General features: G+C 64.7%; 14 protein-coding genes. 7 read left to right on the top strand and 7 right to left on the bottom strand.

Annotation, left to right across the window (positions count from 1 at the left end):
- Positions 1-66 precede the first annotated feature (66 nt).
- Together ACR42D_RS01715 and ACR42D_RS01710 are read right to left on the bottom strand one after the other, a co-directional pair.
- Positions 67-1230 carry an ATP-grasp domain-containing protein gene (locus ACR42D_RS01715; RefSeq protein ID WP_484565149.1) on the bottom strand — a complete coding sequence of 388 codons (1164 nt, stop codon included), beginning with the start codon at positions 1228-1230 and terminating at the stop codon, positions 67-69.
- Positions 1230-2609: a sigma-54-dependent transcriptional regulator gene (locus ACR42D_RS01710; protein ID WP_484565148.1), complete on the bottom strand. Its 1380-nt coding sequence runs from the start codon at positions 2607-2609 to the stop codon at positions 1230-1232. The genes ACR42D_RS01715 and ACR42D_RS01710 overlap by 1 nt, the downstream gene beginning before the upstream one ends.
- Before the next feature lie 141 nt (positions 2610-2750).
- On the opposite strand from ACR42D_RS01710, the gene ACR42D_RS01705 reads away from it, so the two are divergent.
- Together ACR42D_RS01705 and ACR42D_RS01700 are read left to right on the top strand one after the other, a co-directional pair.
- Positions 2751-3332 (top strand): 5-formyltetrahydrofolate cyclo-ligase, encoded by a 582-nt coding sequence (locus ACR42D_RS01705; RefSeq protein WP_484565147.1) that lies wholly within the window; start codon positions 2751-2753, stop codon positions 3330-3332.
- A complete protein-coding gene (locus tag ACR42D_RS01700) occupies positions 3320-4084 on the top strand; it encodes a purine nucleoside phosphorylase YfiH/LACC1 family protein (RefSeq protein ID WP_484565146.1) in 765 nt (254 codons plus the stop codon). Before ACR42D_RS01705 ends, ACR42D_RS01700 begins: the two co-directional genes overlap by 13 nt.
- Before the next feature lie 140 nt (positions 4085-4224).
- Here ACR42D_RS01700 and ACR42D_RS01695 read toward each other — a convergent pair whose 3' ends face one another.
- Positions 4225-5406 carry a hypothetical protein gene (locus tag ACR42D_RS01695; RefSeq protein ID WP_484565145.1) on the bottom strand — a complete coding sequence of 394 codons (1182 nt, stop codon included), beginning with the start codon at positions 5404-5406 and terminating at the stop codon, positions 4225-4227.
- 197 nt (positions 5407-5603) lie between these two features.
- On the opposite strand from ACR42D_RS01695, the gene ACR42D_RS01690 reads away from it, so the two are divergent.
- The 4 genes from ACR42D_RS01690 to era all read left to right on the top strand — a co-directional run bounded on the left by ACR42D_RS01690 (position 5604) and on the right by era (position 9167).
- Positions 5604-5780, top strand: coding sequence for a hypothetical protein (locus ACR42D_RS01690; RefSeq protein ID WP_484565144.1), 177 nt, complete (start codon positions 5604-5606; stop codon positions 5778-5780).
- A gap of 5 nt (positions 5781-5785) precedes the next feature.
- On the top strand, positions 5786-7174 hold the full coding sequence (locus ACR42D_RS01685; RefSeq protein ID WP_484565143.1) for a B12-binding domain-containing radical SAM protein: 1389 nt from the start codon (positions 5786-5788) through the stop codon (positions 7172-7174).
- Between the two features lie 661 nt (positions 7175-7835).
- Entirely contained in the window at positions 7836-8255 is a 420-nt protein-coding gene (locus ACR42D_RS01680; RefSeq protein WP_484565142.1) for a DnaJ family domain-containing protein, read from the top strand.
- Between the two features lie 3 nt (positions 8256-8258).
- Positions 8259-9167: a GTPase Era gene (era, locus tag ACR42D_RS01675; RefSeq protein ID WP_484565141.1), complete on the top strand. Its 909-nt coding sequence runs from the start codon at positions 8259-8261 to the stop codon at positions 9165-9167.
- Positions 9168-9248: 81 nt separating this feature from the next.
- Here the strand turns inward: era and ACR42D_RS01670 are convergent, their stop codons facing one another.
- Together ACR42D_RS01670 and ACR42D_RS01665 are read right to left on the bottom strand one after the other, a co-directional pair.
- Complete coding sequence (locus ACR42D_RS01670) at positions 9249-9506, bottom strand: hypothetical protein (protein ID WP_484565140.1); 258 nt, start codon at positions 9504-9506, stop codon at positions 9249-9251.
- A gap of 25 nt (positions 9507-9531) precedes the next feature.
- Positions 9532-9825, bottom strand: a complete 294-nt coding sequence (locus ACR42D_RS01665) for a metal-sensitive transcriptional regulator (RefSeq protein WP_484565139.1) — start codon at positions 9823-9825, stop codon at positions 9532-9534.
- 100 nt (positions 9826-9925) lie between these two features.
- Here ACR42D_RS01665 and ACR42D_RS01660 point away from each other — a divergent pair, with 100 nt between their 5' ends.
- The gene (locus tag ACR42D_RS01660; RefSeq protein ID WP_484565138.1) at positions 9926-10543 is read left to right on the top strand and encodes a TorD/DmsD family molecular chaperone; all 618 of its coding nucleotides are present in this window, start codon (positions 9926-9928) and stop codon (positions 10541-10543) included.
- Here the strand turns inward: ACR42D_RS01660 and ACR42D_RS01655 are convergent.
- Together ACR42D_RS01655 and ACR42D_RS01650 are read right to left on the bottom strand one after the other, a co-directional pair.
- Complete coding sequence (locus tag ACR42D_RS01655) at positions 10540-11544, bottom strand: rhodanese-like domain-containing protein (protein ID WP_484565137.1); 1005 nt, start codon at positions 11542-11544, stop codon at positions 10540-10542. The two genes, ACR42D_RS01660 and ACR42D_RS01655, sit on opposite strands and share 4 nt — an antisense overlap.
- 68 nt (positions 11545-11612) lie before the next feature.
- A complete protein-coding gene (locus ACR42D_RS01650) occupies positions 11613-12704 on the bottom strand; it encodes a rhodanese-like domain-containing protein (protein ID WP_484565136.1) in 1092 nt (363 codons plus the stop codon).
- Between the last annotated feature and the right edge of the window lie 64 nt (positions 12705-12768).

Genomic DNA, 12768 nt, shown 5'->3' with positions numbered 1-12768 from the left:
GGAGAGGGGAAACCTTTTCAAAGGTTTCCCCTCTCCCCTTCCCCCGGCCGCCGGAGGCGTCCCCCCCTACTTCTTCACCACGAAGCGGGTGAAGTCCTGCATGATGGTCGACTTGAGGGCGTCGAGTTCGGCTTCGGGCATGGAGGCGAAGGCGAAGGCGAAGACCGGGTATTGGTGGTAATCGATCTTTCGCAATTCCAGGACATTGGAAAACATCGACTGAAATCCTTCGTAGTCGATGGAACGGATGGCGGTGCGGTCGAGCGTGGACGGCAGGTCGCCGATGACCATGACCGTGGCCAGCCCCTGGTTTTCGGTCAGGATGGCGTCCCAGTCCGGGCGCAGTTCCTTGAAATAACACTCGTAGGGGTTGATGCCCCAGGCGTGGTGGGTCAGGTCGGCCACGCACCAGCCCGCCAGGCGCAACGGGTTGGCCTCGATGGGCAGGATGTCGCCCGAGTCGGTGACGCGGACCTCGACGTGGGTGACGAAGTCGCGGAACCCGCACTGGCGGCCCACGTCGCGCAGATAGTCGGTGAACGGCAGCAGCCAGGTCTCCATGATCCGGGCCGAGGTGTAGTAGAGGCGGTCCGAGACGTCGGCGGCGGACAGGAAGGTGTGGTGCAGGATGTTGGTGATCACCGGGTCGCCCTCGGCGTCATAGTAGACGTCGATGGCGTACTCCTCGCCATGGATGGCCTGCTCGACGATGAACTCGCCGCCGCTGACCACGGCTTCGGGGTATTCGGCGTTCAGGGCCGCGCGTTCGGCCCCGATGGCCTGCGTGACGGCGGGCCAGTCCGCCGGGGTGTCGACCACGTGCACACCCAGGGAGAAGAAGCCGCGCGTGGGCTTGACGATGAACGGGCACGGCATGGACTCGGGGTCGAAGTCGGCCAGTTGGTCGAAGGGCAGGCGTTGGAACCGGTAGTCCGGGTGCAACCCGGCCACGGTTTCGCGAAACAGCGCCTTGTCCTTGCAGATGTCGATCTGCCGGGCCAGGTCCTCGTTGCAGCGGCAGCGCAGGACGTGCTCCAGGCCGTTTTCGGAGTTGGTGTAGACCTTGCCGCCCAAGGCCAGGCGCGCGGAGAATTCTATCTCGTCGATGTAGTCCAGGGGGGCGTCGCCCGCAAGAAGGCGGGCCTGCGGGGTGTCGAGCACGGGCTGGCCGAGCTCCAGGACGGAATCGGTGAGGAACCGGGAGACGTACGGGTAATCGAGGACGATCATTATTTGGCTTTGCCGGTCAGGCCGTATTTCTTCAGTTTGTATTGCAGGTTGGACTTGGAAAGGCCGAGCATCTCGGCGGCCTTGACCTGGACGAAGTCGGTGCGCACCAGGGCGCGCTTGACCAGGGCGCCCTCGATCTTGTCCATGGTGTCGGCCAGGTTGAGCTTGGTGGGCAACAGGTCCACGGCGGACTTGAACTGGGCCTCCTCGTCCTTGATCTCGGGCGGCAAGTCGTCGGCGTCGATGACGTCGGCGCGGGCCAGGACCGTGCACCGCTCGACCACGTTCTCCAGCTGGCGGACGTTGCCCGGCCACTCGTAGGCGGACAGGTAGTCCATGGCCGCCGAGGTGAATCCGGTGATCTCCATCTGGTTTTCCTTGTTGTACTTTTCAAGGAAGTGCGCGGCAAGCAGCGGGATGTCCTCGCGCCGCTCGCGCAGGGGCGGCATGAAGATGGAGACCACGTTGAGGCGGTAGAAGAGGTCCTCGCGGAACTCGCCCTTGGCCACGGAGTCCTGGAGATTCTTGTTGGTGGCGGCCACGATACGGATGTCCACGTCGAACGTCTCGGTGCCGCCCACGCGCTCGATCTGGTGCTCCTGGAGCACGCGCAGGAGCTTGACCTGAAGTTCCGGGGTCAGTTCGCCAATCTCGTCCAGGAAGAGCGTACCCTTGTTGGCCTGTTCGAAGCGGCCTTTGCGCATGGCCGTGGCCCCGGTGAAGGAGCCCTTTTCGTGGCCGAAGAGTTCGGATTCGAGCACGCCGGGATTAAGCGCCATGCAGTTGACCGTCACGAACGGGGCCTCGCGCCGGGGCGAGGAGGTGTGGATGGCCCGGGCGATGAGTTCCTTGCCGGTACCGGATTCGCCGAGGATGAGCACCGTGGATTTGGAGGGCGCGGCCCGGTCGACCATGTCCAGGACCTGCTCCATGCCCTTGCCCCGGGCGATGATGTTGTCCTTGGAATAGCGGTCGCGGATCTCCCTTTTCAGGCGGATGTTCTCCTGCTGGGTGGAGGCGTACTGCACGGCCTTGGAGATGGACAGGAGCAGCTCCTCGTTGGCGAACGGCTTGGTGATGTAGTCGAAGGCCCCGATACGCATGGCCTCCACGGCGGCCTCGATGGAGCCGAAGGCGGTCATGATCAGGACCGGGATGTGCGGGTAGTTCTTCTTGCAGTGTTCAAGCACATCCTGGCCGGTCAGGCCCGGCATCTTCATGTCGGTCAGGACCACGTCCACCTCGGAATCCTCGAGGTAGGCCAGCCCCATCTCCGGGTCGGACAGAGTGGTCACATGATACCCCTCGTCCTCAAGGATGGAATCCAGGATGAGCAGATAGTTCTTTTCGTCGTCGAGTATCAGTATATTCGCGGCCATTCGGTCTCCGTATGGGTGGCTTATTCGTGGCAACCGTCAAGATAGAACAAGACGGCCCGAAATCCAAGGGGCATATGGGCGTCACCCGGATTTCACCGCTTGAGGCTGGATTGTCGCACCGGGCCATGCTATTGTCCGCCCATGGCTGAAACAGAAAAAATCGTATTGCGCAAGCGGCTCATCGAGCGCCGCGCCGCCCTGTCCGCCGACGAGGTGGCCCGGGCCAGCGAGGGGGCCGTGTCGATGATCCGCACCCTGTTCGAGTGGAAGAACGCCACCGAGGCCCTGCTCTATTGGCCGGTGCGCGGCGAGATCGACCTGCGCCCGCTGCTGGCCGAGCTGTGGCAACGCGGCTGCCGCGTGCTGCTGCCCCGCTGCCGTCCGGACCAGCCCGGCCACATGGACATGGCCTGCGCGGCCTGCGAGGACGAGCTGGTGCCCGGCGCGTTCTCCATCATGGAGCCGGACGCCGAGGTCTGCCCGCCCGTGGACAGCTGCTGCCCACAGATAGCGCTCGTGCCCGGCGTGGGATTCGACCGCAAGGGCAACCGGCTCGGATTCGGGGGCGGATACTACGACCGGTTGCTGGCCACTCCCCCCCTGCGCGACACCCTGGTGGTGGGCGTGGCCCATGAATTCCAGCTCATCGACAGCGTGCCCACCCAGCCGTGGGACAAGCCGGTCCACGTGGTCTGCACCGAAGAGGAACTATGGCGGCCATAGCTTTTTTCCCGTTCGAATTTCCAGAAATTCCGCAAGTCGCCTGCGCCTTCACCTCCCGGAGGGGAGGCGTGTCCGAACCGCCCCACGACTCGGCCAACATCTCCTTTGACGTGAACGACGACCCGGACGCCGTGGCCGTGAACCGGCGCATGGTCTTTTCGCGCATGGGGCTGACCGGCTGGTGCGAACTCAACCAGGTGCATGGCGACGTGATCCGCTTCGATCCCGCTCCCCACTCGCCCGACGAGCACGCCACGGAGGACGGCGACGGCATGGCCACGGCCACGCCCGGGCACGGCCTGGTGGTCAAGACCGCGGACTGCCAGCCCATTCTCCTGGCCCACCGCTCGGGCAGGTATGTGGCCGGACTGCACGCGGGCTGGCGGGGCAACAAGTGTGATTTTCCCGGTTCGGGCGTGCGCCGCTTCTGCGAGCACTACGGCCTGAAGCCCGAGGACGTCTTCGCCGTGCGCGGCCCGTCCCTGGGCCCCACGGCCGCCGAGTTCGTCAACTTCGAAACCGACTTCGGCCCCGCGTTCCGCCCCTGGTACGACAGCGTAGCCCGGACCATGGACCTCTGGCGGTTGACACGCGACCAGCTCACGAACGCGGGCGTGCCCGAGAGCCAGATATTCGGCCTGGACCTGTGCACCCTGACCATGGAGGAGACCTTCTTCTCCTACCGCAAGGCGTGCGCCAGCCCGGTCCGGGACACCGGGCGGCAGTGCGGGATCATTTGGATCAAGCCCTAAGCCGGGACCGGGACAGAGCACATACCCGCCAAAAGGGACACGGTCGGCGTCCCGGCGGCTGCGCCGGCAGCATGGGAACCGGCGGCACGCCCTTCGTGAGTGCCGCGCATGCCGGGTCATCCCCGCTGCGCATACGCTTCTCACGGACGGACCCATCCATCGATCATTTCCAGCAGCAGGGTGTACTCGCCTCTGCCTTCCAGCAACGGGCGGTATGATTCGGGCAGGTCGCACACTTTGTCGCCCTTGAGTTGCAGGCCGCCGAAGTGGGTGGCTTCAAGTATCGTATGCGAGACCGGCACTCGCGTTCCCTTGGTCAGTTCGCTCAGTTTCTCGGCCCTGGCCACTTGGCGGGGCAGCTCCGCCAGCTCGCGCGGCAGCAACTCCAGGGATAGTCCCGCGCCTGACCGCAGGGGGATGCGCAACATATCGCTGATCCGGTGGAGCTTGAGCGAGTCTGGCGTCTGTCCCCTCTCGTCTCTGGCCAGCCGGACCGAGATCTCCGACCGTCTGGTCCCGTCCGGGGTCTCCACAGTGAGGGTCAGCAGGTATTCGCAGACCTGGTCCGACAACCGCGCCACCTGCGGCGTACCATCCACCAGTTCCACGAAGATCCGGTAGCGTCCCTGGGCCAGCGCGTCCCGATACAGGGCCAGGATCGCCTCGTCGTAATACTTGAGGTGGTTCGCGGTGATCCGGGGAAAAAGCTCCTTGTCCACCTCGAGCCGTCTGCCCTTGTACTCGCCGTCCAAGGGCAGATTCAGCCGCCGCAGGGTGTCGGTATAGAGGTGGTTGAATACGCGGGTCGCGTGGCTGGGGATACCCACGGTGATGCCTTTGGCCACATCGAAACCGCCAGGCACATAGACGCCGCGCACGCCTATCCAGCCGGTCGCCTGCCCGGTCAGGGTGGACGTCTTCCTCTCGACGGTCAGCAGGCGGTCCATGCTCTTCGGCCCGTCGGCCGTGTCCACCTCGACGATGAGGCGGTAGGTGTACGCCGTGCTCCAGGTCAGGTTCCGCTCGGCCCAGTTGGGGGCCTGAGACACCACCAGGAGCCCGGCGATGCCGAGCACGGCGCCTCCGGCGGTCAGGGAAAACCACTTGGCCGCGTTCCTGACCCCCGGCCCGCCGAAGAGGTAGGCCAGGAACGGAATGCCCATAAGCGGGATGAGGAGAAACGGCGCCTTGTAAAAGGGCGCATAGACGAAAAAGAAAAGGAAATAGGCGCTGAGCGGGCTCGCGAGCAGACACAGGCCAACCGATATGACCGCCACGACCAGGCAATAGACCACCTCGGGACGCTTGAGGAACCTCAGCATGTCAGCCCCCCTTCGCGCCGGGCGGCGCGGGGGATACGGGTCGGAATATGGAGCCCGGCAAGGCGCGCCGGCGCACGTAAGAAAGATCGCTTCGCGGACATGGTTCACACCCCGAAGCAGCCGAGAGCGTTTTACATATAGACGGCCCGCCTGCGCGAGCGCAAGACTTTTTCCAAAAAACCCGCTACACCCTCCCCATGGGCACGCTCGTCAAACTGATCATCATCCTCGGCCTGGTCTTTCTCATCGTCGGCCAGTTCACCCGGTCCAAGGCCGAACGGGTCAAGCGGCGGGACAAGATGACCAACATCCTGCTCGTCGTGGTCATCATCATGCTCGGCCTGACCATCCTGACCAACCTCCTGACCCGCTAGCCGCCATGGCCCGCCCCGCGTTTCCGCACATCCCGTGGTCCGCACTCCCCGGCCGGGCCCACGGCCCGCGCATACTCGGCGTCAACCCGTGGATCACCGACTTCGCGGCCTTCAACGTCTGGTCGCGCCCAGCCGGACTGCTCGCCTGCCTGGACATGCTCCGCGCCGCCGGGGCCTCGGTGGCCCTGCTCGATTGCCTGGACCCGACCTGGGAAGCCGCCCCCGACCTCGGCCTGAAATGGCCGAAACCCGGCAAGTATGGCACCGGCCATTATCCCAAGGAGGAGATCGAACCGCCCGCGCCGCTCACCTCCATGGACCGCCGCTTTTCGCGCTACGGCCTGCCGCGCGACCGGGTCGTGGAGGCCCTTTCCGCGCTCGACCCCATCCCCGACGCCGTGCTGGTCACGACCATCATGACCTATTGGTATCCCGGGGCCCTGGACATCCTCGACATCTGCGCCGAGCTGTGGCCCGACGTGCCCCGCTTCCTGGGCGGCACCTACGCCACCCTGTGCGGGGACCACGCCGCACGCCACGCTGACGCCCACCTCCAGCAGGGGCCGCTGGAACGGCCGGACAACTGGTCACGCTTCTGGGAGTTGATTGATTTCGACACCCCACAACAAGCTGATAAACATGGTCTTTCATTATCACTCGACCTCTACGTCGAGCCCGCCTATTCCATTATTCTCGGCTCGCGCGGCTGTCCGTTCTCCTGCGAGTACTGCGCGAGCAACGCCCTGTATCCGCGCTTCCGCCAGTCCACGGCGGAGGCGGTCATGGAGGACATCCAAGCGGAGTACGAACGGGGCGTGCGCGACTTCGCCTTTTACGACGACGCCCTGCTGGTCAACCCGGACCGCTGGCTCTGGCCGGTCCTGGACGGCCTGTCCGCGTCCGGCATGGACCTGCGCCTGCACACGCCAAACGCCATGCACGTCCGCCACCTGACCGCCGATGTCTGCCACCGCCTCAAGGCGGCCGGGCTGACCACGGTCCGCCTGGGCCTGGAGACCACGGACTTCGACCACCGCCACGACGTCAAGCTGACCCGCGAGCAGTGGGAGGCCGGGGCGCGCAACCTGCTCAATGCGGGCTTCGACCTCGACGACATCGGGGTGTACATCCTGTTCGGCCTGCCCGGCCAGGACCTCGTCAACGTGGAGAAGGCGGTCCAACACGTCCGCGCCTACGGATTCCGTCCCCACCTGGCCCACTACACCCCCATCCCGGGCTCGCCCATGTTCGAGACGGCCTGCACGGCCAGCCCGTACCCGCTCAAGGACGAACCGCTCTTCCAGAACAACTCCATCTGGCCCTGCGTGCCGGGCGGATTCAATTGGGACGAGGCCAAACGATGGAAGATGCTGCTTCACGGCGAGCGTGGTTAGGGACCTCTTTCCTTTTTCGAGGTTTTTTGCTGGCGCAGATAAAGGAAGCAAAAACCGCGCTGTGGTGCGAACGCGCGGAAACGGCCCCCAAGCGCCCAAAAGAACCTTAGAGGCTCCCATGGAGCGCCTCGGACGTCCCCGTCCGACAGCGGCTCTCCACCGTTTCACGCCAAGGCACGCCCTCCCTCGCCCCGCCGTCACTCTTCCTCGCACCTATTCAGCCCTTGAACGAAGGGTTAGAAGCTGACCGCGAGGGGCGGCGGCTCTTCGAATCGGAGCGAGCGCAGCGAGCCTCGATTCGGGAGCCGACCCGAGCGGATCAGCTTCTTGCCCTTCGTTCTCCGGGCGGCCGCGCTACCCACCAGGCCCTTTTTTTCGTCTATTTTTTTGGGCCAGCAAAAAAATGGACCCCGCCGGGAGGGCATGGAGCAAGTGCGGGGCTGCGCCCCGCACAGCGGCTCTCGGAGGCTGGGACGGCTTCAGCCGTCCCACCGGCTCTCGCGCCGCAGGCGCGCATCTTTCCATCAATCGCCGCCTTCCAGGCGGCTTTCCTTATCTCTCCCCTCTTGATCCTTTCTATGAAAACATGGGTGAGATTGCCCCTCCCCGAGGGCCAATCCACCCTTTGACTCGCCTACGGGAGTGTGGGAAAATCATTGTCATGTTCAACGTAACGGCCATTATCGCCGAAGAGCTCATCCGCAAGGCCGAGCAGGAGGGCAAGTTCGAGGACCTGGAGGGCATGGGCAAGCCGCTCATGCCGGACGAGGCCGCCAACCTGCCGCCGGACCTGCGCATGGCCTACCGGATCCTGAAGAGTTCCGGGCACCTTCCCGCCGAGGTCTTGGAGGAGAAGGAGATCAACACGGCCATCGACCTGCTCGAAAGCATGGAAGACGAGCAGGAGCGGTACCGGCAGGTCCAGAAGTTGAACGTGATGATCATGCAGATGAACGAGCGGCGTCGCCGCCCGATAACCCTGGATACGTCCAGCGACTACTATCGCCGCATTGTCGAAAAGGTGCGCCTGGCCGAGGAACGGTTTGGCAAGCCCGCAAGCGATGCGGACAACCAAAGGTAATACATGCACAAATTCGGTATGATCGCCCTGATCGGGCCGCCCAACGCGGGCAAATCCACGCTGATGAACACCTATCTCGGGCAGAAGGTGGCCATTGTCTCGCCCAAGCCGCAGACCACGCGCAACCGCATCAGCGGCATCCTGACCACGGACGACGCCCAGCTCATCTTCCTGGACACGCCGGGCATCCACCGGCTGCGCGGCAAGATGAACCGCTTCCTGCTCGAATCGGCCTGGAACGCCCTGGCTTCGTCCGACGCGGTGGTGGTCCTCCTGGACGCGGCCCTGTACTGCGCCAAGCCGCACCTGCTGGACAAGGAGATCGCGCCGCTGGTCAAGCCGGTCAGCGAGGCGGGCCGCCCGGTGCTGGTGGCCGTGAACAAGATCGACCGCATCAAGGAGAAGGACCAGCTGCTGCCGTTCATGGCCAGGCTGTCCGAGCTGTGGCCCGAGGCCGAGTTCGTGCCGGTGTCGGCCCTGCGGGGCAAGGGCACCAGCGAGCTGCTCGAGCGCATCCTGGCCCACACGCCCGAGGGGCCGCAGATGTTCCCGGAGGACCAGATCTCCACCGTGCCCCTGCGCTTCATGGCCTCGGAGATCATCCGCGAGAAGCTGTTCTATTCGCTCCGCCAGGAGCTGCCCTACTCCACCGCCGTGGAGATCGAGGAGTGGGACGAGAAATCCCGCGAGGACATGGTCGTCGTCAACGCGGTCATCTACACCTCGCGCAAGAGCCACAAAGGCATGATCATCGGCAAGCAGGGGGCGAACCTCAAGGCCATCGGCTCCCAGGCCCGCATGGACATCGCCGAGCTCATCGGCCAGAAGGTCCACCTGGAGCTGTGGGTCAAGGTCCGCGAGGGCTGGACCGAGGACCCGGGCTTCCTGCGCGCCCTGGGACTGGGCGAATAGCCCGGAGGATTGACGCCTGAAACGGCGAAGGGGGCGCGGTCCGCATGGACCGCGCCCCCTTCGCCGTTTCAGGCCGGACGGCTACTCGTTGCTCTCGTATCCCTGACCGGACTTGTAGGCCTCCCACTCCTCGTGGGACACCGTGCCGTCCTTGTCGGCGTCGGCCTGGTCGAAGACCGAGGTGTCGCCGTCGGAAAAGGCCACCAGGAACTCGCCCTTGGACATGCGGCCGTCCACGTCCGCATCCAGGGAGTTGAAGCAGACGTTGTAGTTGGTCTTCGCGGCCACGGGCTGGCAGAACAGCAGGGCGAAGGCCAGCGCAAAAAGCAGTTTCTTCATCAATTACTCCAAATAGTTCGGTATATCAGCCTTCAATAAAGCCGGTGACCACGGAGATGAACTTGTCCAGGGACTCCTTGGCGTCCTGGCCGCTGTCCACGGACTCGGCATAGCACCTGAGCAGGTAGCGCTTGAGGATGAGCTTGTTGGCCGATTGCAGGGCGGAGCGCACGGCCCGTACCTGGACCAGGATGTCCTGGCACTCCTTGCCGGATTCGATCATGCCCTGGATGCCGCGCACCTGTCCTTCGATGCGCTTCATGCGGGACAACACGTTTTTCTTCAGGGCCTGCTCTTCGGCGCATATGTGCTCGTCCATCTGTCTCTCCTTTGTCTCAAGCCATGTTCCCATTGCCCTGCCGTGCGCTTTACCGTACTGTCGTAGGGTATCTTCCATCGCATGTCCGGGAGCTCCTACCATGTCAATTTCCCAATCGAAAATTGTGCTGCTCAACCTTGTGGAGTTGTGCGCAGCCGTGTTTCGCGGACCGGACGAAGAGGGATGGAGGGAACTGGCAACCCATGGATTGCCCGATCTCCTCGATCGTGTCCAGGAATTTCCCGCGATCCCGGCCGGGCCGATCGAGGCGTTGCGTGACGCCCTTGCGCCCCTTGTCGAAACCGGGGACTTCTCCCCGCTCGAGGCCGAGTACGTCCGCCTGTTCATCGCCGGACCCGGCGGCGTCCCGGCCCCGCTCTACGAGTCCTGCCACCAGGGCGGCGCGGGCCGGACCATGGGCCAGAACGCCCTGGCCATGCGCGACCGCCTGGCCGAGGCCGGGCTCGAAATCTCGCTGCCTTCCAATGAGCCGCCCGACCACCTCGCCCTGGAGCTGGAATACCTGTTCCACCTCTGCGCCGAAGGGTGGACCAATGATCCCGCCCTGGCCGACAAGGCGGCCCGGTTCGCGGACGAGGTCATGGAGCCGTGGGTGGGCCGGTTCCGCGACGGACTGGCCGGGGCCGATCCCGATCCGGTCTATCTGGCCGCCGCCGACACCGTGCTGGCCCTGCTTTCGGCCGTGGCCCGGAGCTAGCCCCCGGTCCGCCGGACCGCCGAGCGCAGGACGTTCAGGAACTGCTCGTCCGGCTCGAAATACCCCCGCTTGATCAACTCGATGCGCCAGGTGCCGTCGCCCCTGGACCGGACCAGGTAGGCCAGCGGCAGTTCGGCCTGGCCCAGGCATTCGAATATCTGCCCGCTCTTGTCCGAAAACAGCGGGTAGGCCACGTCGTAGTGCTTGCGGAAACGGACCACGGACAGGTTGGAGTCGTAGACCCCGATGCCGATGATCTTGAGCCGCCCGGCCAGTTCCGGGTCTTCTTCGACCCGCTGGAAGAACCGCGTCAGCTTCTTGGTCTCGGCCACGCAGTCGCTGCACAGGGTGTTGTAGAGCTGGATGAGCACGAAGTCCGCCTTGAGTTCGGAGAGCTGCAGGAACTTCGCCCCGTCCGGCAGTTCCAGGTACTCCCGGTCCTCGTCGCCGTTGAGCACCGCCACCCGGCAGGTGGGGAAGTCGTCGCCCACGGCCAGGACGTGAACCTCTTCGGGCCTGCCCTCCACCAGATCGGGATGCTTGGCCTTCCAGCCGTGGAACCCGGCCGGATACCGGTAAATCCGGGTGTAACCGAGACGCACTGCCCAGCGCGCCGCAATGGAGCTGCGCAGTCACCTGAAGCTCCGGCAGTAGATGACCAGCAGGCGGTCCTTGTCCGGGCCCATCAGCTCGGCCAGGGCCCGGCGCTTGTCGTCGGACAGGTCCAGGTCGTCGCCCAGGTCGAACTCCAGGTTGGCCGCGCCCGGAATGTGGCCCGCGGCGAACTCGTAGTCCGCGCGGGCGTCGAGCAGGACCATGTCTTTTTTGGCGTCGAGGAGCTCCCTCAGGCCGTCGTCGTCCAGGAGGCGGTAGTCGTCCCGCCGGGCCTCGGCCTCTGCCGACGCCCACCAGGCTTCGTCCTCCCCGGCCCGGGCGGGCTGGGCGGCGAGCAGGCAAAAGGCGAGGAGCAGCCATGCGACACAGGTGATGATTCTGGGCATATGCGCTCCCCGCCTTGATGTTTGCGGCGTGCCGGGACCGTCCCCGGACGTCTGTCTATGGTCAATCCCTACTTGTTGGGATGGACCTCGTAGCTGTTGTCTTCGCCGAACGAGTTGGTGGCTTCAAGATAGAAGACCTTCTCGACATCGGGACGGAGGTCCTTGAACAGGTAGAAGGCCTCGCCCGCACGCGCGCCCGTGGCGCAGGAGAAGACGATGGGCTTGTCCGTGGGGATATCCTTGGCCTGCTTCTCGATCATGTCCACGGTCATGTTGATGGCGGACGGGAAATGGCCTGCCGCGTATTCCTCGGGATCGCGCACGTCGATCAGCAGGATGGCGGACGGGTTGTCCTTGATGGTCTTCAGGAACCAGGCGGTGTCCACCGCGCCCTCGGCCTCTCCGGCCTGGACAGCGGTCTCGGACGCGCCGAACATCTCCTTCCAGCCGGGGTAGCCGGCCTCGGCCACGAGCACGTTCTTGTAGCCCAGGGAACGGGCCATGATCGCGGACTTGTGGGACAGGGCGCAGGCATAGCCGCCGCAGTAGTAGATCAGCGTGGAGTTGACCTTGTCCACGGGCAGCAGGCCGCGCTTGGCCGCGAAGTCCTTCTCCGGAATGCCGATGGCGGACGGGATGGCCCCGCCCAGGAACTTCTTGTACGGACGGGCGTCGACGAGCATGTAGTTGCCGCCCTCATTGATGCGCGCGTTCAGGTTCTCCAGGCCGATGGAATAGTACGGCGCGCGCTTCTTCCAGTCCGGGAACCCGGCCGCGTAGACCTTGACGTTGGTGTAGCCCATGGCCTCGGCCGCAAAGGCGGACTTGTGGGACAGCGGGCAGGCCAGGCCGCCGCAGTAGAAGACCAGCAGCGCGTCCTTGTCCTTGGGCAGCTTGTCCGTCATCTTGTCGAACTGGCTGGCCGGGATGGACTCGGCCGTGGGGATGTAGCCGTCCACGTACTTGGGCTTGTACGGCCTGGAGTCGATGATCATCACGTTTTTGGGCTTGGGCATCTTGGCGTACTTGGCCACGAACTTGTAGTCCACAATGGAATGGAACTGCTTGAACTTGGCCCCTTCCTGGGCCATGGCCGGTGCGGCCACGGCGACCACGGCGAACGCCAGCAGCATGACGGCTGCGATAAACTTCCTGTGCATGAGACACTCCCTTCCTAAAGGATTGTTTTCCCTTCCCGCCTCCTCCCGGGGCGGGACCTTATTC

The sequence above is a fragment of the Pseudodesulfovibrio sp. lm2024 genome (assembly GCF_051175575.1).
Taxonomy (GTDB): Bacteria; Desulfobacterota; Desulfovibrionia; order Desulfovibrionales; family Desulfovibrionaceae; genus Pseudodesulfovibrio; species Pseudodesulfovibrio caledoniensis.
This window is presented reverse-complemented; position numbering and strand designations above follow the sequence as displayed.

Coding starts and splice junctions, on each gene's coding strand:
- ACR42D_RS01715 (WP_484565149.1), bottom strand. CDS start 1,230: ATGATCGTCCTCGATTACCCGTACGTCTCCCGGTTCCTCACCGATTCC.
- ACR42D_RS01710 (WP_484565148.1), bottom strand. CDS start 2,609: ATGGCCGCGAATATACTGATACTCGACGACGAAAAGAACTATCTGCTC.
- ACR42D_RS01705 (WP_484565147.1), top strand. CDS start 2,751: ATGGCTGAAACAGAAAAAATCGTATTGCGCAAGCGGCTCATCGAGCGC.
- ACR42D_RS01700 (WP_484565146.1), top strand. CDS start 3,320: ATGGCGGCCATAGCTTTTTTCCCGTTCGAATTTCCAGAAATTCCGCAA.
- ACR42D_RS01695 (WP_484565145.1), bottom strand. CDS start 5,406: ATGCTGAGGTTCCTCAAGCGTCCCGAGGTGGTCTATTGCCTGGTCGTG.
- ACR42D_RS01690 (WP_484565144.1), top strand. CDS start 5,604: ATGGGCACGCTCGTCAAACTGATCATCATCCTCGGCCTGGTCTTTCTC.
- ACR42D_RS01685 (WP_484565143.1), top strand. CDS start 5,786: ATGGCCCGCCCCGCGTTTCCGCACATCCCGTGGTCCGCACTCCCCGGC.
- ACR42D_RS01680 (WP_484565142.1), top strand. CDS start 7,836: ATGTTCAACGTAACGGCCATTATCGCCGAAGAGCTCATCCGCAAGGCC.
- era (WP_484565141.1), top strand. CDS start 8,259: ATGCACAAATTCGGTATGATCGCCCTGATCGGGCCGCCCAACGCGGGC.
- ACR42D_RS01670 (WP_484565140.1), bottom strand. CDS start 9,506: ATGAAGAAACTGCTTTTTGCGCTGGCCTTCGCCCTGCTGTTCTGCCAG.
- ACR42D_RS01665 (WP_484565139.1), bottom strand. CDS start 9,825: ATGGACGAGCACATATGCGCCGAAGAGCAGGCCCTGAAGAAAAACGTG.
- ACR42D_RS01660 (WP_484565138.1), top strand. CDS start 9,926: ATGTCAATTTCCCAATCGAAAATTGTGCTGCTCAACCTTGTGGAGTTG.
- ACR42D_RS01650 (WP_484565136.1), bottom strand. CDS start 12,704: ATGCACAGGAAGTTTATCGCAGCCGTCATGCTGCTGGCGTTCGCCGTG.